General features: G+C 42.9%; 16 protein-coding genes. 4 read left to right on the plus strand and 12 right to left on the minus strand.

All coding sequences use genetic code 11. The features are described 5' to 3' along the window. Positions 1 to 82: 82 nt before the first annotated feature. The 3 genes from HNQ84_RS03255 to gabT are packed head-to-tail and all read right to left on the minus strand — an operon-like array spanning position 83 to position 4,220. Positions 83 to 1,462 (minus strand): APC family permease, encoded by a 1,380-nt coding sequence (locus HNQ84_RS03255; RefSeq protein ID WP_435621156.1) that lies wholly within the window; start codon positions 1,460 to 1,462, stop codon positions 83 to 85. Positions 1,463 to 1,476: 14 nt separating this feature from the next. Continuing rightward, on the minus strand, positions 1,477 to 2,919 hold the full coding sequence (locus HNQ84_RS03260) for an aldehyde dehydrogenase family protein (protein WP_435621157.1): 1,443 nt from the start codon (positions 2,917 to 2,919) through the stop codon (positions 1,477 to 1,479). Continuing rightward, positions 2,919 to 4,220 carry a 4-aminobutyrate--2-oxoglutarate transaminase gene (gene gabT / locus HNQ84_RS03265; protein WP_435621158.1) on the minus strand — a complete coding sequence of 434 codons (1,302 nt, stop codon included), beginning with the start codon at positions 4,218 to 4,220 and terminating at the stop codon, positions 2,919 to 2,921. The genes HNQ84_RS03260 and gabT overlap by 1 nt, the downstream gene beginning before the upstream one ends. 411 nt (positions 4,221 to 4,631) lie before the next feature. Here gabT and HNQ84_RS03270 point away from each other — a divergent pair, with 411 nt between their 5' ends. Together HNQ84_RS03270 and HNQ84_RS03275 are read left to right on the plus strand one after the other, a co-directional pair. Beyond that, positions 4,632 to 5,789 carry a CaiB/BaiF CoA transferase family protein gene (locus tag HNQ84_RS03270; RefSeq protein ID WP_435621159.1) on the plus strand — a complete coding sequence of 386 codons (1,158 nt, stop codon included), beginning with the start codon at positions 4,632 to 4,634 and terminating at the stop codon, positions 5,787 to 5,789. After that, positions 5,776 to 6,969, plus strand: a complete 1,194-nt coding sequence (locus tag HNQ84_RS03275) for an acyl-CoA dehydrogenase family protein (RefSeq protein WP_035019864.1) — start codon at positions 5,776 to 5,778, stop codon at positions 6,967 to 6,969. Before HNQ84_RS03270 ends, HNQ84_RS03275 begins: the two co-directional genes overlap by 14 nt. A gap of 19 nt (positions 6,970 to 6,988) precedes the next feature. Here HNQ84_RS03275 and HNQ84_RS03280 read toward each other — a convergent pair whose 3' ends face one another. The 5 genes from HNQ84_RS03280 to gltB form a co-directional block, all read right to left on the minus strand. Further along, entirely contained in the window at positions 6,989 to 7,315 is a 327-nt protein-coding gene (locus tag HNQ84_RS03280) for a DUF3870 domain-containing protein (RefSeq protein WP_032101467.1), read from the minus strand. An 84-nt stretch (positions 7,316 to 7,399) separates the two neighbouring features. Beyond that, positions 7,400 to 9,082: a dihydroxy-acid dehydratase gene (ilvD, locus tag HNQ84_RS03285; protein ID WP_435621160.1), complete on the minus strand. Its 1,683-nt coding sequence runs from the start codon at positions 9,080 to 9,082 to the stop codon at positions 7,400 to 7,402. Positions 9,083 to 9,191: 109 nt separating this feature from the next. Next, the gene (locus tag HNQ84_RS03290) at positions 9,192 to 9,551 is read right to left on the minus strand and encodes an alpha-helical endospore appendage domain-containing protein (RefSeq protein WP_183242236.1); all 360 of its coding nucleotides are present in this window, start codon (positions 9,549 to 9,551) and stop codon (positions 9,192 to 9,194) included. 65 nt (positions 9,552 to 9,616) lie between these two features. Beyond that, the gene (locus HNQ84_RS03295; RefSeq protein ID WP_435621161.1) at positions 9,617 to 11,077 is read right to left on the minus strand and encodes a glutamate synthase subunit beta; all 1,461 of its coding nucleotides are present in this window, start codon (positions 11,075 to 11,077) and stop codon (positions 9,617 to 9,619) included. Between the two features lie 36 nt (positions 11,078 to 11,113). Next, positions 11,114 to 15,658: a glutamate synthase large subunit gene (gene gltB, locus HNQ84_RS03300; protein ID WP_435621162.1), complete on the minus strand. Its 4,545-nt coding sequence runs from the start codon at positions 15,656 to 15,658 to the stop codon at positions 11,114 to 11,116. 119 nt (positions 15,659 to 15,777) lie between these two features. Here gltB and gltC point away from each other — a divergent pair, with 119 nt between their 5' ends. Beyond that, entirely contained in the window at positions 15,778 to 16,677 is a 900-nt protein-coding gene (gene gltC / locus HNQ84_RS03305) for a glutamate biosynthesis transcriptional regulator GltC (RefSeq protein ID WP_055441604.1), read from the plus strand. Positions 16,678 to 16,709: 32 nt separating this feature from the next. Here the strand turns inward: gltC and HNQ84_RS03310 are convergent, their stop codons facing one another. Both HNQ84_RS03310 and HNQ84_RS03315 read right to left on the minus strand, forming a co-directional pair. Continuing rightward, complete coding sequence (locus tag HNQ84_RS03310; protein WP_032101473.1) at positions 16,710 to 18,071, minus strand: methyl-accepting chemotaxis protein; 1,362 nt, start codon at positions 18,069 to 18,071, stop codon at positions 16,710 to 16,712. Between the two features lie 96 nt (positions 18,072 to 18,167). After that, positions 18,168 to 18,563 (minus strand): GtrA family protein, encoded by a 396-nt coding sequence (locus HNQ84_RS03315; RefSeq protein ID WP_435621307.1) that lies wholly within the window; start codon positions 18,561 to 18,563, stop codon positions 18,168 to 18,170. Positions 18,564 to 18,679: 116 nt separating this feature from the next. Between HNQ84_RS03315 and HNQ84_RS03320 the strand changes: the two genes are divergently transcribed. Further along, positions 18,680 to 19,141, plus strand: a complete 462-nt coding sequence (locus HNQ84_RS03320; RefSeq protein ID WP_435621163.1) for a GyrI-like domain-containing protein — start codon at positions 18,680 to 18,682, stop codon at positions 19,139 to 19,141. A gap of 53 nt (positions 19,142 to 19,194) precedes the next feature. Here the strand turns inward: HNQ84_RS03320 and HNQ84_RS03325 are convergent, their stop codons facing one another. Then, on the minus strand, positions 19,195 to 20,118 hold the full coding sequence (locus HNQ84_RS03325; protein ID WP_435621164.1) for an AEC family transporter: 924 nt from the start codon (positions 20,116 to 20,118) through the stop codon (positions 19,195 to 19,197). 59 nt (positions 20,119 to 20,177) lie between these two features. Beyond that, on the minus strand, positions 20,178 to 21,617 hold the full coding sequence (locus HNQ84_RS03330; RefSeq protein ID WP_435621165.1) for an aldehyde dehydrogenase family protein: 1,440 nt from the start codon (positions 21,615 to 21,617) through the stop codon (positions 20,178 to 20,180). Positions 21,618 to 21,722: the final 105 nt, after the last annotated feature.

Below are 21,722 nucleotides of genomic sequence, written 5' to 3' on the forward strand. Positions count from 1 at the left end.
CCTCCTTTCTTTTTGTATCATGTATACACAAATGAATTTGTTTTATGACCTTGCAAACAAAAAGAGGCGCATATTCGCCCCTCTACATTCGATGTACATGTTCTGTTCGTTCCATCACTTTTTTCTTTATTCGTCCGATAAAAAATGCACCAATAACCCACCATCCAATAAATATGAGCCACTCATACGGCCAAACGAGCTGCGATGGCATACCTGGCATGTATAAAACAATAAATCCGATCGACAACACGAGTGCAATCCAACCAACAGCTGGCGATTTCCCCACTTGGAATGGCCGTGGCATATTTGGTTCTTTTTGACGCAACGCGATAAATGACCAAGCAACGAGGAAATAGGCGATGATGATCGAAAAACCTCCCGCATCTACAAGCCAAACGAGCATTGGTCTGCCAAGTAGAGGAGCAAACGTGGCGAGCGTTCCAATGAATAAAACTGCGTTTGATGGTGTTTTGTATATTGGGTGCATGTGGGCAAACCATTGTGGAAGAAATTCTTCTTTCGCCATCGCGTAGAGTACGCGACTTCCCCCGATAATAAATGCATTCCAGCTTGTCAAAATACCTGCTAATCCGCCGATAATAAGCACTTTTGAAAAAAACGAACTACCTAATGCAGCTGCCATTGCATCCGCTGTTGGAAGAGATGAATTTGTTAACACATCGTCTGGTAAAATGTAAGATACCGCAAACACAACGGCGACATAAAACAAAACAGCTAGAGCGACGGACAAAATAAGAAGTTTCCCAATAGACCGTTGTGGGATTTTCATTTCCTCCGCTGTTTGAGGAATAACGTCAAAGCCGACAAACATAAATGGTGTCATCACCAACACAGCGAGCAAGCCAGCGGAACCGTCTTTAAATAACGGCTGCAAATTTGCTGTTTCTCCGTTTACAAGCGAACCACCTAAAAGTGCCATACCAACAAGAAAAATGACAAACGTTAATACAACTTGTAAGAAAGCGGCACTTTTTACGCCACGATAGTTGATCCACGTAATAATGACGGAACCGAGCATACCAACCATCACCCACGAGGCGTTTACCTCCCACCCCGCAATCGTCCAAAGGTAACCAAATTTAAATGTTGGAAATAAATATTCAATAACGGTTGGAAGCGCAACGGCTTCAAACGCTACAACCGATAAATAACCAAGGGCAATGGCCCAGGCAGCGATAAACGAAGCTTTAGGACCGAGAGCACGCAAAACGAAATAATGTTCCCCCCCTACTTTCGGCATAGCTGATGATAACTCCGCATACGTTAAACCGACAAAAATAACGAGAATTCCCCCAATTAAAAAGGCGATGATAGCCCCGAGTGCACCTGCACTCGTGATCCACGTACCTGAGAGTACAACCCATCCCCAACCGATCATCGCACCAAATGCCAATAACAACACATCGAGTTTCGTTAGTACTTTGTGAAACTGTTGATCCATCACATGTCCCCCTTTCACATTTTTGGATGCGGTCGAATAGAAATCGTTTGATACGCTGTAAAAAACTCAATGGCCGCTTGCCCTTGTTCACGCGTACCTGAGCTTGATTGCTTCATCCCGCCAAACGGGGCTTGCGGTTCTGCACCTCCTGTTTCACCGTTCACTTGCACCATGCCCGCTTCGATATGTTCAATAAAGTAAAGCGCTTTCGATAAGTTATTTGTAAATAATGAAGCGCTTAAACCGTAAATGCTGTCGTTTGCCATGTTAATCGCTTCATCAATAGATGCTGCTTCTACAATTGACAACACAGGTCCAAATATTTCTTCTCTCGCGATGGTAGCGTGATGAGAAACAGAGTCAAATACAGTTGGCTCAATATACCAACCTATATCATCGCTAGCACCTCCTCCAACAAGCAACCGCCCTTCTTGTTTTCCAATATGGATATAGCGCTGAACGGTTTCAAATTGTCCTTTCGAAACAACCGGTCCCATCGTCACTTGATCATTCATCCCATTGCCGACACGAATGCGTTTCACATGTTCAATCACACGTTCTCGAAATACGTCCATGACTTCTTTTTCAACAAATACCCGACTCGTTGCTGTACAACGTTGTCCAGTTTGTTTCATTGCTCCTTCCACGACAAGTCGAGCAGCAAAATCGACATCTGCATCACTTAAAACGATGGCTGGATTTTTCCCACCGAGCTCAAGTTGATATTTCGCCCCACGAGCTGCCGCTTTTTTCGCAATCTCACTACCAATCGCATTCGAACCAGTAAACGTAATCGCATCAACCCCATCATGCTCAACAATCGCATCGCCGATGGAACTACCGCGACCAACAACTAAGTTTAAAACACCTGGAGGTAGCCCTGCTTCTGCAAACAATTCAACAATGCGAGCGCCAGTCGCACTTGCTTCTAGCGCAGGCTTAAATACGACCGTATTACCGTAAACGAGAGCAGGAGCGATTTTCCAGACCGGAATGGCGAGCGGAAAATTCCACGGAGCAATGACTGCGACAACACCGACAGGAACACGCTTTGTAAAAAATAAGTTTTTAGCATCAAACGATGGTAGAACTTCACCAATTTTCCGCAATCCTTCCCCGGCATAATAACGTAAAATAGCCGCGCTGCGATACACTTCTCCTTTCGTTTCAGCAAAACGTTTCCCCATTTCTTTTGTAGCCAATTGTGCCAATTCATTTGCATGTTGCTCAAATAAATAGGCGACTTTTTGTAAGTACGCGCCACGTTCTGGCGCCGCTGTTTGCGCCCATGTTTTCTTTGCTTTCACCGCAGCCAACACTGCCTCATCTACATCATGAATAGATGAACCAGCGACAACCGCAATAAGCTCTGTTTTGTCTGCTGGATTGTAGCGTTCAATCATTTCATTTCTTCCTTCGATCCATTGTCCATCGATATAATTTTTCACTTCACGCATCATTTCACCACCTTTTGTTGCACGTCTGTTAGTAAGTCACGCAAAACCGAAAAGCCACGCTCTAACTGTTCATCCGTCATGACGAGCGGTGGTAAAAAGCGAACGACGTTACTATACAATCCAGCACTTAAAAAAATCGCCCCACGCTTCCACGCTTGAGAAACAATATATGCCGTTTGTTCTTTCGCCGGCGTTTTTTGATTACGATCAGTCACAAGTTCAATCGCGCACATCGCTCCAAGTCCACGTACGTCCCCAATAATGTCAAACTGCTGCTTCATTTCTGTTAAAAGCGTCATCATTTTTTCACCCAAATGGCGGGCACGCTCAATAAGCTGTTCTTCTTCGATCACATCTAAAACGGCTAATGCTGCGGCACATGCAAGCGGACTTCCAGAAAACGTACCGCCAAGCTGACCAACTTCTGGTGCATCCATCATTTCACTTCGACCAACGACCGCACTAATCGGTACACCCGCCCCCATCGACTTTGACAACGTCATTAAATCAGGCGCTACTCCAAAGTGCTCCATCGCAAACATGCGACCTGTTCGCGCAAAACCCGTTTGGATTTCATCCGCAATCATGACAATGCCATGTTCATCACAAATACGACGAATGGCTTGCATAAATGTTGCGGATGGAACAACAAATCCTCCTTCTCCTTGAACAGGCTCAATAATGATTGCTGCCACATGATCAGGTGCCACTTCAGCGACGAAAAATTGTTGCAATGCTTCAATAAGTCGTTCATCCACCTCATCTGCTGTTTGACCGTTTGCACGGTAATAGTATGGATATGGAAATTTATAAACTTCTGGTGCGAACGGACCGAATCCTTTTTTATATGGCATCACTTTACTCGTTAACGACATCGTCAATAACGTCCGTCCATGATACCCACCTGTAAACGAAACAACCGCAGGACGCCCTGTATATTTCCTTGCAATTTTCACGGCATTTTCGACTGCTTCTGCACCACTATTTAAAAAGATCGTTTTTTTCGAAAAATCGCCCGGTGTTAACTGATTCAATTTTTCTGCTAATAACACATACGATTCATACGGTGTGACATGAAAACATGGATGAATAAACGCTGCTGCTTGCTGCTGGATAGCAGCGACGACTTTCGGATGACAATGTCCGACGTTTTGTACACCAATTCCTCCGGCAAAGTCGATGTATTCGCGATCGTCTATGTCGCGAATGATCGCTCCCTTCGCTTCTTTAATAAAAATTTCTGTCACATTATACGGAGCCCGCGCAACTGCCTCTTTTCTTCGTTCCATCCAATTCGACATTATCTCTCCCCCTTCGACAAATAAAAAGCCAGTTTAATCATCGTGATGACACAATGACTAAACTGGCTGGTGCTTATGTGTTTCTCGCCGATGAGACGAGTAAAATAAGCTCCACAGTTTTTTGCTTATTTGCTTTTATTTTAAGACAATCTTTTTTATTTTGTCAAACTATTTTTAAAATAAAAAATATTTACAAAATAAACATATTGCTTTATACTGAAAGTAGCTAACCCCACCAGACGACGAACCGTTTGGTTTCGGGTAGCAACTTCACTATTTCTTAAAGAACTGTTCCGATTCGACCGACTTTTCTTTTCGAAAGGCACGCTCGGATCGTTCATGCCAGTTCCTTTCCTGTATGTTTTTAGGAAGGGACTGGCTTTTTTATTACAAAAATATGGAGGTGAGCAAATGACGGGAGCTTTAGATGGCATTCGTGTTCTTGACTTAACACGCGTTCTTGCCGGTCCATATGCCACGATGATTTTAGGTGATCTTGGGGCGGATGTCATTAAAGTCGAAGCACCTGGTGGATCGGATGATACACGATTTTGGGGACCACCGTTCCAAAACGGTATGAGCGCTTACTATGCAGCGGTCAATCGAAATAAACGAAGCATAACTGTCAATTTAAAAGAAGAAAGCGGAAAAGAAACGGTCCGTCAACTCGCAAAAACAGCCGACGTCATTATACACAATTTTAAAACCGGGACGATGGAACGGCTCGGACTTGGATATGATGATCTTTCTGCCATCAATCCGAAACTCATTTACTGTTCCATTACCGGATTTGGTGAAACAGGTCCATATCGCCATTTAGCTGGCTACGATTATATCATTCAAGCGATGAGCGGTTGGATGAGTATTAACGGTACAGAACAATCCGGTCCGTTAAAAGTCGGTGTCGCTGTTACAGATATTTTTACAGGTTTATATGCCGCCATTGCCGTACAAGCAGCGCTCATCGCTCGGGAAAAAACAGGGAATGGACAAAAAATTGATTTAAGTTTATTTGACTGTGCCATTAGCGCACTTGTCAACGTCGCATTGAACTATTTAATGTCGGGTGAAGTACCAAAGCCGTTAGGAAACGATCATCCGAATATCGTGCCGTATTCAACGTATGAAGCAAGCGATGGTTTGCTTGTTGTCGCAGTCGGAAACGATCGGCAATTTCAAGCGCTTTGTGAATTATTAGAAGATCAAACGATTGGTGCAGATGAACGGTTTCAAACAAATGCCGGTCGAGTCGCCCACCGTCATGAACTCAACCAACGGCTAAACGATGAATTAAAAAAGAAATCGCGTGCAGAATGGCAACGATTATTTGAACAAAAAGGCATTCCTTGTGGTCCTGTGCATACGCTTGAGCAAGTATTTCAACATCCGCAGACACTCGCACGCAATATGATTATTCGCATGGATCACCCAGATGTCGGTGAGTTAAAACTTGTCGGAACACCGCTAAAGTTTTCACATACACCGGTCACATATCGATTAGCACCACCGCTCGCAGGAGAACATAACCATTTATTTATTGAAGGAGGAAGCAAATATGATGAACTTTGATTTCACACAAGAACAAGAAATGTTAAGACAAACCGTAAGAAAATTTGTTGATAAAGAAATTTTACCTCATATTAAGGAATGGGATGAACGAGGCTATTTTGATCCAAACATTTTGAAGCGTTTAGCGGAATTAAACTTAATGGGTGTATGTATCCCTGAACAATATGGTGGAATGGGGATGGATTACAATTCGTTAGCTATTGTTTGTGAAGAGCTAGAACGTGGGGATACAGCATTTCGCACCGCTGTTTCTGTCCATATCGGGCTCAATAGTTTAACGTTACTTCAATGGGGGACAGAGGAACAAAAACAAAAATATCTTGTTCCACAAGCAAAAGGGGAAAAAATTGGCGCGTTCGGATTAACCGAACCGAACGCTGGTTCAGATGTTGCCGCTATTTCGACAACGGCTGTGCGCGATGGAGATGACTACATTTTAAACGGTCAAAAAACGTGGATTTCGCTTTGTGACATCGCTGACCATTTTATCGTTTTTGCTTACACAGACAAATCGAAAAAACATCGCGGCATTTCTGCCTTTATCGTCGAACGAACGATGCCCGGTTTTTCATCGCGTGCCATTAAAGGAAAACTCGGCATTCGCGCAGGCAATACAGGCGAGCTATTTTTCGACAACGTGCGCGTCCCAAAAGAAAATTTACTTGGAGAAGAAGGAGAAGGATTTAAAATTGCCATGTCCGCACTCGATAACGGACGATTTACTGTTGCTGCTGGAGCATGCGGTTTAATTATGGCTTGTTTAGAGGCGAGCGTGAAATATTGTCACGAACGAAAAACATTCGGAAAAGAAATTGGTCGTCATCAACTTGTACAACAAATGATCGCAAATATGGAAGCAGGCTTACAAATGAGCCGTTTGCTCGTATATAAAGCCGGATTTTTGAAAAATAAAGGGAGAAGAAATACGCGCGAAACGTCGCTAGCGAAATGGATGGCGTGCGACTTTGCCAACAAAGCGGCTGACGATGCCGTACAAATTCACGGTGCATACGGTTATTCAAATGAATATCCAGTCGAACGATATTTACGTAACTCCAAAGCTCCAGTCATTTATGAAGGGACGCGTGAAATTCATACAATTATGCAAGCGGAGTACGTCCTTGGCTATCGTCAAGACAAACCGCTTCGAAAAATGCTCCCAGCTTGGGAAGAAAAATAGAAGGTGCCCAACGCACCTTCTATTTTTCTGTATGCATCTTTTCTTCTAGTTTACAATATTGTTTATACAAATCTTTTAATGCTGCGCATAACGCTTGATTTGCCTTTCCTAAATACCCTTCATGTAATTGAGCAAGCGGCTCGTCGATTCCATCTTTTAATGAATGACCTTTTAACAATCGTGCCACATAATCGCGACCGTGCTCTGTGGCTAACGTACAAGAAGCATCAACAATGACGCCATACTTTTTATCTACTTCCGCCGTAATCGTCAACGTATCAAATACGCTTTTTGCCGCCATTCCTGAAGGCAATCGCGCATGACCGGCAATGAATTGCGTATTCATTTCTCTCCCCCCATCATCGTTTTACTTCTTTAATTATAACGGAGGCTGATTTTGTATTTACGACCAAGCTTTCGACAAAATACGCTAAATTTTCATAATTCCTCCCGTGCTTGCGGATGTTACAAGTTTTGAATAACGTGCTAAGTAACCTGTTTTCACTTTTGGTTCAAAACCTTTCCAATTCGCTTTTCGCTTTTCCCACTCTTCTTCTGGAACGAGGACATCAATTGTGCGTTTCACAATGTCAATGACAATGTGGTCCCCATTTTGTACAAAAGCGATTGGACCACCCTCAGCTGCTTCCGGCGATACGTGTCCGATGGATAAGCCACGGGAAGCGCCAGAGAAACGACCGTCCGTAATGAGCGCTACTTTCGTTCCTAATCCCATCCCAACAATTTGCGATGTCGGGGCTAACATTTCTGGCATGCCCGGTCCGCCTTTTGGTCCTTCATAACGAATGATGACGACATGTCCCGGTTGTACTTTTCCTGCCGCAATGCCTTCAAGTGCTTCTTCTTGAGAATCAAATACGATCGCTGGTCCTTCATGGCGCGTAATGCCGCCTTGAATGCCACCTGTTTTAATAATTGCACCATCTGGCGCTAAATTACCAAACAACACAGCTAGTCCACCTGTTTCTGAATACGGATTGTCAATTGGACGAATGACTTCATAGTTTTTCACTTCACACCCTGCAATGTTTTCACCGAGCGGTTTTCCCGACACCGTCAATGCATCTAAATGAAGCGTACCTTCTTTTTTCGACAATTCATGTAATACAGCCGATACCCCACCCGCTTCATGCAAATCTTCAATATGCATATCGGACGCTGGTGCGAGTTTCGCTAAATGCGGTACGCGGGCTGCTACTTCATTAATGCGCTCAAGCGGATAATGAATGCCCGCTTCGTTAGCAATGGCTAGCGTATGTAGCACGGTATTTGTTGAACCACCAAGAGCCATGTCGAGCGCAAACGCATTGTCAATAGCTTTTTCAGTTACAATATCACGCGGTTTAATATCATGTTCGATTAAATACATTAACTGTTGAGCAGAACGACGAACAAATTCTTTTCGTGCCGGATCAATTGCTAAAATCGTACCGTTTCCAGGAAGTGCTAAACCGAGTGCTTCGGCTAAACAGTTCATCGAATTGGCTGTAAACATTCCTGAACAAGAACCACAAGTCGGACAGCCGTACTGTTCCAACTCCTGTAATCCTCTTTCATCAATTTTCCCTGCTTGATATGCACCGACACCTTCAAATACAGAGGAAAGCGAAATTTTTTTTCCATCGCTTGTGACACCCGCCTTCATCGGTCCCCCGCTCACGAAAATTGTTGGGATATTTAAACGCATCGCTGCCATCATCATACCAGGTGTAATTTTATCACAGTTTGGAATGCAAACCATGCCATCAAACCAATGAGCAGAGATAACTGTTTCAACGGAATCAGCAATAATTTCACGGCTTGGCAACGAATAGCGCATACCGATATGCCCCATCGCGATGCCATCATCGACTCCGATTGTATTCATTTCAAACGGCACCCCACCTGCTTCACGAATCGCTTCTTTCACGATTTTCCCAAACTCTTGTAAATGAACATGACCTGGAATAATATCAATATACGAATTCACGACCGCAATAAACGGTTTATGAAAATCTTCTTCTTTTACTCCTGCCGCGCGCAATAAACTACGATGTGGCGCACGGTCAAATCCTTTTTTAATCATATCGCTACGCAAAACAAATCCCTCCATCTTTTCTGAACTTGTTAAACATTGTAACACTTTTTTAAATAAAATGACAATTCCAAAAAATAAAAATCCCTTTATCCACAAACATTGTAGATAAAGGGGGCATGTTCATTTATTGATCGCAGTCTGCTTTATCTTTATGTTTTTTTCTCTTTTGTTCATGAAGAAGCTGAATTAAATCGCTAACATCTTCTAGTTTAAATTGTAATAACATTTGGTTTTTAAGTACCGTCCTTAGCGTTCGCTCTACTGAACGGTTCACTTTCAGCAAATCGTGAAGCGATTGTGCTTTCGTCCCGCTTGCGCTTGTCGTCAACGTGCCTAATACTGCTTGTAACTTTTCTGCTTCTGCATTCATAATGTGAGCCAAACTCAGTTCTTCTAACGCAATTGATGCAAGCAATAACGACAGCACATCTTCTTCATCTAAGTCAATGTCCGGTTTAATGTTTGGGATGTTTGGAAAAGACAAGTAGATCATCTCCTTTTTTTATGATAACTCAATATATGCACAAAAAAAGGGGATGATTCATTTCCTTAACGTTTCATCAAGAAATCGCTCACTGCTTTCGCTGCTTCTCGTCCTTCGTGAATCGCCCAAACGACAAGGCTTTGTCCACGTCTTGCATCACCTGCTACAAATACTCCTTCGATATTCGTCTTGTATCTTGGCGCCTTCGCCTTTTTGTTTACTGTTTCTACTCCAAATTGTTGTAAAAGTGATGGCTCTGGTCCCTCAAAACCGATGGCAATCAACACGATGTCACACGACCATACTTTCTCTGTACCCGGAATTTCTTTAAATACAATACGCCCATGTTCATCTACTATTTTTTCCATTTGAATCGTATGCAACGCTTTTACTTTTCCACTTTCATCACCGACAATTTTTTTCGTTTGAATGCAATATTGCCGTGGATCCGCACCAAACTTCGCTTCCGCTTCTTCATACGCATAATCAACAGTAAAAATGAGCGGGTATTGCGGCCAAGGGTTATCATCCGTACGCTCTTTTGGCAACGCAGGATGTTTACCAAACTGCACCACGCTTTTACATTGTTGACGAAGTGCAGTTGCCACGCAGTCTGCTCCTGTATCACCGCCACCAATAACGATGACATGTTTATGTTTTGCATCAATAAACATCTCATCCTTTTCACCCGTCAATAACCATTTTGTCGTTACCGTTAAATAGTCCATCGCCAAATGAATGCCCGCTAATTCTCGTCCTTCGATGACGAGATCGCGTTGTTTTTGCGCTCCGATACAAAGCACAACAGCGTCGTATCGTTTCCGCAGTTCATCAGCGGTAATATGCTTGCCAACTTCCGTGTTTGTAATAAACGTAATCCCTTCTTCTTCAAGCAAACGTACACGTCGTTCAACGACATCTTTTCCAAGTTTCATATTTGGAATGCCATACGTTAACAAACCACCTATGCGATCCGCACGTTCATACACAGTCACAAAATGACCTGCTTGATTTAATTCGTCTGCACATGCTAAGCCGGAAGGTCCTGATCCGATCACCGCTACCTTTTTTCCTGTGCGCTTTGTCGGTATGCGTGGTTGAACCCACCCTTCTGCGAATGCTTTGTCGATGATTGCTCGCTCGATTCCTTTAATGGCTACCGGGGAATCGAAAATAGCTACAGTGCACGATCCTTCACACGGTGCTGGGCAGACACGTCCCGTAAACTCGGGAAAGTTATTCGTTTTTACTAACCGTTCAAACGCTTCTTTCCAACGTCCACGGTATACAAGATCGTTCCATTCTGGAATGAGATTGTGAATCGGGCATCCTGACGTTAAGCCATTTAGCTCCATTCCCATATGGCAAAATGGCGTACCGCAATCCATACATCGTGCTCCTTGACGAGCTAACGTATCGTTTGGAAACGGAAACGCATATTCTTCCCAATCATGTAACCGAGAAAGCGGATCACGCTTTTGTTCTTCTTCCCGTACATATTCCATAAATCCTGTTGCTTTCCCCATCGTTCTCCCCCTTTCTTCTTTTACAGAAGCGAGCGCTTACTTTGCGACCGCTTCGATTCCTTTTTCAACGACGACACCTTTTTTTCTTGCGACCGTTTCAAACGCTTCAAATACCGCTTCGTCATGCGACATGCCGCGTTGCTTCATCGCTTCAATTGTTTCAATCATGAGTTTGTAATTTTTCGGGATCACTTTGACTATGTCTCGCACAACACGCTCCCAATTTGCAAGCACATACGCCGCTTTCGGGCTTTCTGTATATTCGTAATGTTTCATAATCATATGTTGCACATCTCGTATTTCGTTTTCGTCGACTAATGACTCAAATAAAACGAGTTCACAGTTCGCGCGTTTTTTCCACACATCGTCATCAGCAAATACGTATGCTATACCGCCGGACATTCCAGCGGCGAAATTTTTCCCAACAGAACCGAGGATGACGACACGTCCACCCGTCATATACTCACAGCCATGATCACCAACACCTTCAACAACTGCGTGAACACCGCTATTTCGAACGCAAAAACGTTCGCCAGCCCGGCCACGAATGTACGCTTCACCGCTCGTTGCACCGTAAAACGCTACATTTCCAATAATGACTTGATCGTTGCACGCAAACGTCGCTTCATGCGGCGGTCGAATGATTACTTTTCCACCTGATAAACCTTTACCGACATAATCGTTCGCATCACCGACTAATGTCATCGTCATCCCTTTTGGCACGAACGCCGCAAAACTTTGTCCTGCTGAACCGTAAAAACTTAGCTGAATCGTATCTGCTGGGAGACCCTCTTCCCCATATCGTTTCGATACTTCGCTCCCGACGATCGCACCGACTGTTCGCTGCACGTTGTTAATTCGTACGTGCAATTGCACAGACTTTTTCTCCTCTATTGCTTTCTGTACAGCCGGCAAAATAGTTTCATAATCTAGCGTTTGCTCAAGACAGTGATCGTACGGTTTAGAAAACGTGCGCGGTCCTTGCACTTGATACAACAATCTCGACAAATCAAGATGTTTCGCTTTCCAATGCCGCTTTGCCCGCTCGCTTACTTTTAACACATCTACCCGTCCAACCATTTCGTCGATCGTACGGAACCCGAGTTGCGCCATCGTCTCACGCACTTCTTGAGCGATAAAATACATAAAGTTTACAATATGTTCTGGATTACCTGTGAATTTTTTTCTAAGTTCTGGATTTTGCGTCGCTACACCGACTGGGCACGTATCTAGATGACAAACGCGCATCATGACACATCCTAAAACGACAAGTGGAGCTGTTGCAAAACCAAACTCTTCAGCGCCAAATAACGCTGCCATGACAACATCGCGACCAGTCATTAATTTTCCATCTGTTTCTAATACGACGCGATCGCGCAGTCCGTTTAACATGAGCGTCTGGTGCGTCTCAGCTAAACCAAGCTCCCAAGGAACCCCCGCATGTTTAATACTCGTTTTCGGTGAAGCACCTGTACCGCCGTCATATCCGCTAATGACGATGACGTCCGCACCACCTTTAGCCACTCCCGCAGCAATCGTGCCAACACCAGATTTTGCAACGAGCTTCACGCTAATGCGCGCATGACGATTCGCATTTTTCAAGTCGTAAATGAGTTGCGCTAAATCTTCGATAGAGTATATGTCATGGTGCGGCGGCGGTGAAATAAGTTCCACACCCGGCGTAGATCCACGCACTTTTCCAATCCACGGATATACTTTATTCGCAGGAAGTTGTCCCCCTTCTCCCGGTTTCGCCCCTTGCGCCATTTTAATTTGCAGCTCATCGGCATGAACTAAATAATGACTTTTCACACCAAAACGTCCCGATGCAACTTGCTTAATCGCACTGCGACGGAAGTCACCATTCTCATCCCGTACATAGCGGCGCGGATCTTCGCCACCTTCTCCGCTATTGCTTTTTCCACCGATGCGATTCATCGCAATCGCAAGCGCTTCATGAGCTTCTTCACTCAAAGAACCGTATGACATCGCTCCTGTTTTAAAGCGACGGACGATCGCTTCTACCGGTTCAACTTCTTCAATCGGAATAGGCGTACGCGTTTCGTCAAACTCAAACAAATTCCGCAAAAACGTTAGTTGTTCTTCATTGGCCATATTTGAGTATTGCTTAAATAACCCATAGTCATTTTTTCGACACGCCCATTGTAGCGTATGAATCGTTTTCGGATTAAACGCATGATGTTCACCGTTTTTGCGCCATTGCAACTCGCTACCGGAATCTAGTGTATGATCATAAGTTGTTTGAAACGCTTGCATATGACGCATCTTTGCTTCTTGGGCAATTTCATTCAAACCAATTCCACCAATTTGTGATGCTGTGCCGGTAAAATATTGATCGATGACATCATTCCCAATGCCGATCGCTTCAAAAATTTGCGCTCCGCGATAACTTTGCACCGTGGAAATGCCCATTTTAGACATCACTTTGACAACACCGTCTGTCGCTGCTTTTTTGTACGTTTCGACTGCTTTTTCGTATGTGGAATGAAGCACTCCTTTTTCAATCGCTTCTCGAATAGTCGCAAATACCAAATACGGATTGACCGCATCTGCCCCATAGCCGATTAACGCCGCAAAATGATGCACTTCACGCGCTTCTCCAGTTTCCACGATTAAACTGACTTTTGTGCGCGTTCCTGTTCGAACGAGATGTTGATGTACCGCACTTACCGCAAGGAGCGCTGGAATCGCAACGCGATGTTCATCTATCGAGCAATCGGATAAAATGAGCAACGTTACGCCAGAAGCAATCGCTTCATCCGCCGCTTGACATAATTCGTCCAGCGCTTCTTTTAAGTTATGTGTAAACACCGTTGACAATGTCACACTAACGAATTCACGATACGGGCTCATTCGGATCGCTTCTAATTGTTTGTTCGTAATGATTGGTGACTCTAATCGAATGCGACGAGCCGAAGATGCGTCTGGATTTAACAAATCTCCTTCTTTTCCAAGCAACGTAACTGTAGATGTGACGATATATTCGCGTATCGCATCGATTGGTGGGTTTGTCACTTGGGCAAACAGTTGCTTAAAATAGTTAAATAAACTTTGCGGTCGATCGGATAAAACCGCTAACGGCGTATCATTCCCCATCGCTCCAGTCGGATCTTTTCCTTCCGTCGCCATCGGAATGATTGTTTTTTCGACATCTTCATACGTATATCCGAACGCTTTTTGCCATGTCAAAAGGTTGTCAAACGGTTGTTCCTGCTCGTCTTCTGCACATTCATCAATAGAAATCATCTGTTCATTTACCCATTGACGATATGGTCGTTCATTCGCAATTTGTCTTTTTATTTCTTCATCAGAAATGATGCGGCCTTGTTCAAAATCAATAAAAAGCATTTTTCCAGGGCTTAATCGTTCTTTGTATAAAATGTTTTCTGGAGCCACATCAATTACTCCAACTTCCGATGAAAAAATAATATAGTCATCTTTTGTCACATAGTAACGAGCTGGACGAAGACCGTTTCGATCTAAAATGCCACCAATTTGTTTTCCGTTTGTGAACACAATAGCCGTCGGACCGTCCCACGGCTCCATAAGACAGCTATAATATTCATAAAATGCTTTTTTATCATCGTCCATCTCTTCATCCCAATACCACGGCTCCGGAATGAGCATCATCGCTGTTTCAGCAAGCGATTTTCCAGCTAAAACGAAAAACTCAAACGCATTATCGAGCATGGAAGAATCGCTTCCATTCGTATCTAAAATCGGAAGTACTTTTTGTAAATCTTCACCAAAAACAGGTGATGAAAATTGTTTTTCTCGCGCCATCATCCAATGAATGTTGCCACGTAGCGTATTAATTTCCCCGTTATGAATTAAATAGCGGTTTGGGTGCGCACGCTCCCAACTCGGAAACGTATTCGTGCTAAAGCGCGAATGAACGAGCGCAAACGCCGAACGAAATCGCTCATCTTGTAAATCGATATAAAAAGCATCCAATTGTTCAGGGGTGACTAGCCCTTTATAAACGATCGTTCGACTTGATAAGCTAGCAAAATAATATTCATTGTTTTTCACTAACTTTTCTGCCCGTTTACGAATGACGTATAATTTACGTTCAAAATGTTGCTCATCTGTTACGTCATTGCCCGCTGCCACAAAAAGCTGTCGAATAAATGGACGACTTTGTTTTGCTAATGTTCCAAGTTTTTCGACATCAACAGGTACATCTCGCCATCCGAGTAACGTTTGTCCTTCCTCGCAGATGATTTCATTGATTTTCTTCTCTAAAATGACTCTCTTTTGTTCATCATGTTCAAAAAAGAAAACCATACCGACTCCGTAACGTCCTTTGGCGGGAAGTGAAAATGAACAAACGGATCGAAAATAATCATCAGGAATTTGCACCATGATTCCAGCTCCGTCACCTGTTTGCGGATCGCTTCCTTGACCTCCTCGATGCTCTAGTTGGCGCAACATATGAAGTCCTTGTTTTACAATATGATGAGATGCTTCTCCTTTTAAATGAGCGTATAGCCCGATCCCGCATGCATCATGCTCAAATTGTGGACAGTACAGTCCTTGTGCCTTTGGTAGTCCTCTCACGTAAATCCCCCATTCCGTCATCGTGTATGTATAATTGTAGGTTTCAATAATCATACAAACAATATATAATTTAGATAACATTCATCTCATTTTGAGAACGATGGCAAGAGGTGGAGAAAATGGAGTTAAGACAATTGGTCTATTTCACAGAAGTTGCCAAAAGGGAACATGTATCAGAAGCCGCCGAAGCGTTACATGTCGCTCAATCCGCTGTCAGCCGCCAAATTGCAAACTTAGAGGATGAACTTGGGGTCAAATTATTCGAACGAGAAGGAAGAAATGTGAAATTAACACCGATCGGACGCCACTTTCTACAACATATTGAATCAGCATTAAAAGCGATTGACTATGCGAAACAACAAATTGAAGAATATTTAGATCCCGAACGAGGAACGATTAAAATCGGCTTTCCAACAAGTCTTGCAAGTTACACGATGCCGATGGTCATTTCAACATTTAAGCAACAACACCCGCACATTTCTTTCCATTTACGCCAAGGTTCTTATAAGTTTTTAATCGAGGCAGTAAAAAAACGAGAAATTGATTTAGCTTTTTTAGGTCCTGTACCAACAGAAGAAAAAGGCATTCAAGGCGATATTTTATTTACCGAGTCGTTCGCCGCACTCATTCCGACAGATCATCCACTCAATCAAAAACGAAGCATTGCTTTAAGCGAATTACGACATGAGCCGTTTGTCATGTTTCCAGAAGGATTTATTTTGCGTAAAATTGTTGAAGATGCTTGCAAACAAGCCGGCTTTTCTCCGATCATTTCGTCAGAAGGAGAAGATTTAGATGCAATTAAAGGACTTGTCTCGGCAGGTATTGGCGTTACTTTGTTGCCAGAAAGTACATTTTACGAAACAACACCGCGTTATACAGTCAAAGTACCGATTGAACTTCCACTCGTCCGCCGTAATGTCGGCATTATTTTACCTAAATATGAACTTGCACCGTCTGTCAACGTATTTTATCAATTTGTAAAACAATTTTTCACCATGTTAGATCGATACCAGTAAGCCAGCTAATATACTAGCCGGCTTACTGCCTCTTACACAGATAAATCGATCCCGACAACTCCAATGACGTCACCTTCTTGCACAATCGGTGCTGAAATCGTTAAACATGGACGTTTTGTCAATGCTGACGTGTATACGGAAGAAACGTACACATTGCCTTTAGTTGCCTCAACGAACCACGGTCTTGCTTTCGCATTTACGAGACCAGCCGGGGGATTTGAATAAATGAACGTTCCATCGATGCGATTTGACCAAACAGCTTCTATATTCTCGTTCATCCGCAAAAATTCATTTAAATATCTCTCATGTTCTGTCGCATCTAAACGAACGAGTGGATAAAAACGGATAAAGGATGTGAGCTTTTCTTTCATCTGCTCAATCACATATACATCTGCAGAAAATGTCTGCTCTCGTTCATCATTTTTTATAATGGCTTGTAATTCATTTGATGTTTGTTCAATGGCTTTATTTACTTGTAACATTTGTTCGACATTTTTATGCTGTATATCCATATGATCCGCAACCTTATGCGCATGCTCTTTGTTTTCTAAGGCAAGCGAAGAAATATATGCAAGTAAAGCCGAAATTTCTTGCACACTCCCTGTTTGTTCTTCGACCGATTGCGATGAATCGTATGCCATAGCTGTCATATGATGAAGCTTTTTTCTAAAATCAGTTAGAATCGAAAGAACATTATTCATTTCGCTTGACCCATTTTCGATTTGTTCTGTCTCCGATTTCACCATGTGCATCGTTGAAGCAATTTCTGATTGAATAGATGACAAAATATCACGCGTTTGTTCTACCGCAACTGACGTTTGGTTGGCTAATTTTCCAACTTCATTCGCGACGACAGAAAACCCTTTCCCGTGCTCACCCGCACGCGCTGATTCAATGTTTGCATTTAATGCTAAAATACTCGTCCGTTGCGAAATAGAGGCGATCGTTGAAAGAATATGATGAATTTCTTGTGAGCGCTCTACTAACAATTCCATTTGACGAAGCAGTGCATAATGCCCTGTTCGCAGATCATTCATTTCGCGTTGAAGGTTTTCTAATGAATGTAACGATCGAATAAGTTCATTACAAGACGCTTCGCTGTCTGCATGAATGCACTGAGAAACATCTGAAATTTTCAACGCGGACTGTTCAATCATTTTCATTTTTTCTTCTACTTGTGTCGTATAAATCACTGTTTTTTCCAAACGATCAATGAGCTGTACAGTACTTTGTTGTGTAGCACTCGATGTTTGATCGAGCGACTCGGCAGCCAATTTCATTTGTTCTACAACTGCTTTCAGTTGATCAGCAGCTACTTCAATTTGACCGAGCATCACATTCGTTTGCACTTCGTTTTCTTTTTCTATTTTTACTCGTTTTCTGAGCAAAAACATGTATAACCCACCCCCTTATGTTATATTTCATAACACGATTATAACATCTAAGGAAGGGGAAAGGAATATTTTTTTCATATTTTTCGAAATATTATGTTATATATCTTTACGTAACATTCGTTCTGAAAATACCCATTTATAGCTACCTAACCAACTGACGCCCATCCCACCTATCGTTGCAATTACTTTACTTAGAAAAATGGGGTAAATTTTGTTTAGCGCATACAAAAGTAAGAGCGTCACTATAAAAGAGCAAAGATTGATAACAAGAAAACGAACAAACTGCTTCATGATCGCCCCTTGTGCTCGAAATGTCCACGTCCGATTCCATACGTAGCTATTGATCACACCTGCACTATAGCCAAACATTTGCGCCCACATATATGGCATACCAAGGGCTACAAGCAAGAAAAACAGTCCAAAATCTACAAATGTATTGCCTACTCCAACCACTGCAAAGCGAAATATCGTAACTACTTTATTCGACATAATTAGGCACCTTCTCAAACATTTATAAGTGTATATTGGATTTTTATGTTAATATAAAAAGGTAAGGAATATCAACTCATATAGAAATATCCATCATATCAACAAAAGGAGCTATCAAAATGGAGCATAAAATTGAAACGATTCCATTTGAATTGACCATCGTGGGAAAAAGGTACCGTGTAAAAACAAATGAAGCATTCCAAACGATTTCTTCGCTTTGGGATCATGCCAAAAAGGATGGGTTTATGCAAAAACTGATCGATCTCTCATGGGAGCGTCCAAAATGCACGCTTGAAGGGCTTTTAGGTGTTTGTGGGAAAGAAGCGAAAATTACAGATGAGGAGTTTATTTATTTTATGGGGATACGCTATGACGGAGAAGCTCCGAACGATATGCAATGTATGACGATCTCTCACGACACGTGGGCAGTCATTCCAAACGTAACCGAAGCGTGGAATCAATTATATGAATGGCTCCCTTCTTCTCAATATGAACTTGCTGATGCTCCATGTATTGAATGTTACTACGCACCAAATCACCTTCCAGAAAGTGAATTATGGGTTCCGGTCATACGTAAATAATCGAACAAACATTGCCAAAGGAGCGAGGTCAGAGCACTCCTTTGGCATGCAAGTTAAAAATAAACACGGGCAAGCCCGATGACACCCGATACCGTCAACGGACTAAGCAAGGTAGATAAAAATACAGCTTGAGCAGCATATTCTGGATGATGGTTGTATTGTAATGCATACAACGCCGTGTTTCGGGAACAAGGATATGCACTAGCAATAAGCAGCGCTTGTGCTGTCGTCCCTTTGATATGTAAAATCAAAATGATCAAAAAAGCAATCATAGGAGATAAAATAAGGCGACTGCCAATCGTTACAAACATAAGACGCGGAATCTGTTTGATGTTCATATAAGCAAGTTGAGCACCTAACGTCAGCAAAGCAATTGCCAGAAAAGCATCAGCGACATGTGTAAGCGGTTGCCAAATAAATGTCGGTACTGAAATATGAAAAAATCGACAAATGACACCAAGGATTAGCGCATAAATAATTGGATTTTTAAAAAATTCACGACTCATTTTCCCTTTATTTTCACTGGCAGAAATAAACTGAAACAATCCATACGTGTTCGTTAAAAAGTTTTGAAAAATCGTTACGACAATTTGGATCGACAAACCTAACGGCTCATCGCGAAACACAAGTTGACTTACTGGAATGCCAAAATTGCCGGAATTGTTAAGGACAATCGTATTTTGAAACGTAGCTCCTAAGCTGCGGTCAAGCCTTAGCCATTTTTCCATCATCGCACTAAGAACGATGAGCGTCCCAGCTTGTAAGACAAGAAAGAAAAAAACGTCAAACAATACATCGCTTGTCATGTCACTTTCATAAACGTTCACAAATCCAACCGCTGGAAGCAAAAAATACGTCGTAATTTTCGATAATGTATTCATGTCAAAATGAAACAATCGATGCAAATACGCCCCTGCGCCAATCAACAAAAATAACGGCAACATGACATCAACAACTATGCGGACGAAAATGGTCAAGAAAAACACCTCTCTTCGACGTAAAACCCCGTACTACCATTTGATAGTACGGGTAAGCATTACCGATTCCGATTAAAAATAATCAACTTTAATTCTGTCATTTCTTCTATTGCATATCGAATGCCTTCACGTCCGAAGCCACTTTCTTTTACCCCACCATACGGCATATGATCAACACGAAACGTTGGAATGTCATTAATCAACACTCCACCAACATGCAGTTTCTCGGCTACGTCCCATGCGGTATGAACGTTGTCTGTATATATACCGGCTTGCAACCCGTAGCGCGAGTCATTAACTCGTTCAATTGCTTCATCGATGGAAGACACTTGATTAATTAATACAATTGGCGCAAACACTTCTTGGCACGATACTTTCATCGTTGGCGCCGCATCTAAAATGACAGTCGGCAACAAAATATTTCCCTGCCGTTCTCCACCGATCGCTACGGTCGCACCGTTTTGTTTTGCTTCCTCAATCCATTGTAACGAACGCTCAACGTCTTTTTCAGAAATAAGAGCCGAAACGTCTGTGCTTGGGTCAAGCGGATCACCGACTTTCAATTGTTTCACCGCTTCAATAAACTTTTCAACGAACTCTTTATACCGATTTTTATGCACATAAATGCGTTGCAACGAAATACACACTTGTCCTTGGAACGAGAAAACACCCACAATGCACCGCGGAATGATCCGATCAACGTCCACTTGTTCATCAATAATAACAGCTGAGTTTGATCCTAATTCTAGCGTCACGCGTTTTAAGCCAGCTTTGTTGCGAATGCCGATGCCTACTTTTGGGCTTCCAGTAAACGTCACCATACTCACACGAGGATCGGTAACAATTTGGTCGCCGACTGTTTTTCCACTTCCAGTTACGACATTAAGCGCCCCTTTCGGCAGTCCCGCCTGTTCAAACAACTCCGCAATAAAATACGCAGAAAGCGGCGTTTGGCTGGCTGGTTTCAATACAACGGTGTTTCCCGCTGCAATCGCGGGACCTAGTTTATGTGCTACTAAATTCATCGGAAAATTAAACGGGGTAATCGCTCCAATGACTCCAATTGGCTCTCGCATCGTAAATGCGACGCGATGTTCTCCGCCCGGTGCGGCATCGAGCGGAATTGTTTCTCCGTGAATCCGTTTCGCCTCTTCCGCCGCAAATTTGTACGTTTGAATCGTGCGTGCGACTTCTGTTTTAGCGGTCGTGATTGGTTTTGCTGCTTCTTTTGCGATTAGCATTGCCGCTTCTTCCGCACGCTGTTGCAATAGCAAAACAACTCGCTCTAAAATCGCTGCACGCTCGTGTGCTGGCATTTTTTTTATCTTTTTCCGTGCTTCGTACGCAGCCGCAATCGCCCGCTTCACATCTTGTTCTGACGCGAGCGGAATCTCCGCTAACACTTCGCTAGAATACGGGGAGAAAAGCTTGGTATACGACTGTGCTTCGACCCATTCACCATTAATATAGAACCTCTTTCTTTCGATTGCTGTTCTCATCTCGTTTTCCTTCCCTTCTTCGTTTATTCCTTACTTGGTGATGAATAGTGCTATACAATCCGTCTAACATAGATGATATTTATTCCTATTCTTTTTTCTTTGTTT

Origin of the sequence: Anoxybacillus eryuanensis (assembly GCF_051200995.1) — a bacterium.
In the GTDB taxonomy this organism is placed as follows: domain Bacteria; phylum Bacillota; class Bacilli; order Bacillales; family Anoxybacillaceae; genus Anoxybacillus; species Anoxybacillus tengchongensis.

Coding starts and splice junctions, on each gene's coding strand:
- HNQ84_RS03255 (WP_435621156.1), bottom strand. CDS start 1,462: ATGGATCAACAGTTTCACAAAGTACTAACGAAACTCGATGTGTTGTTA.
- HNQ84_RS03260 (WP_435621157.1), bottom strand. CDS start 2,919: ATGCGTGAAGTGAAAAATTATATCGATGGACAATGGATCGAAGGAAGA.
- gabT (WP_435621158.1), bottom strand. CDS start 4,220: ATGTCGAATTGGATGGAACGAAGAAAAGAGGCAGTTGCGCGGGCTCCG.
- HNQ84_RS03270 (WP_435621159.1), top strand. CDS start 4,632: ATGACGGGAGCTTTAGATGGCATTCGTGTTCTTGACTTAACACGCGTT.
- HNQ84_RS03275 (WP_035019864.1), top strand. CDS start 5,776: ATGATGAACTTTGATTTCACACAAGAACAAGAAATGTTAAGACAAACC.
- HNQ84_RS03280 (WP_032101467.1), bottom strand. CDS start 7,315: ATGAATACGCAATTCATTGCCGGTCATGCGCGATTGCCTTCAGGAATG.
- ilvD (WP_435621160.1), bottom strand. CDS start 9,082: ATGGAGGGATTTGTTTTGCGTAGCGATATGATTAAAAAAGGATTTGAC.
- HNQ84_RS03295 (WP_435621161.1), bottom strand. CDS start 11,077: ATGGGGAAAGCAACAGGATTTATGGAATATGTACGGGAAGAAGAACAA.
- gltC (WP_055441604.1), top strand. CDS start 15,778: ATGGAGTTAAGACAATTGGTCTATTTCACAGAAGTTGCCAAAAGGGAA.
- HNQ84_RS03310 (WP_032101473.1), bottom strand. CDS start 18,071: ATGTTTTTGCTCAGAAAACGAGTAAAAATAGAAAAAGAAAACGAAGTG.
- HNQ84_RS03320 (WP_435621163.1), top strand. CDS start 18,680: ATGGAGCATAAAATTGAAACGATTCCATTTGAATTGACCATCGTGGGA.
- HNQ84_RS03330 (WP_435621165.1), bottom strand. CDS start 21,617: ATGAGAACAGCAATCGAAAGAAAGAGGTTCTATATTAATGGTGAATGG.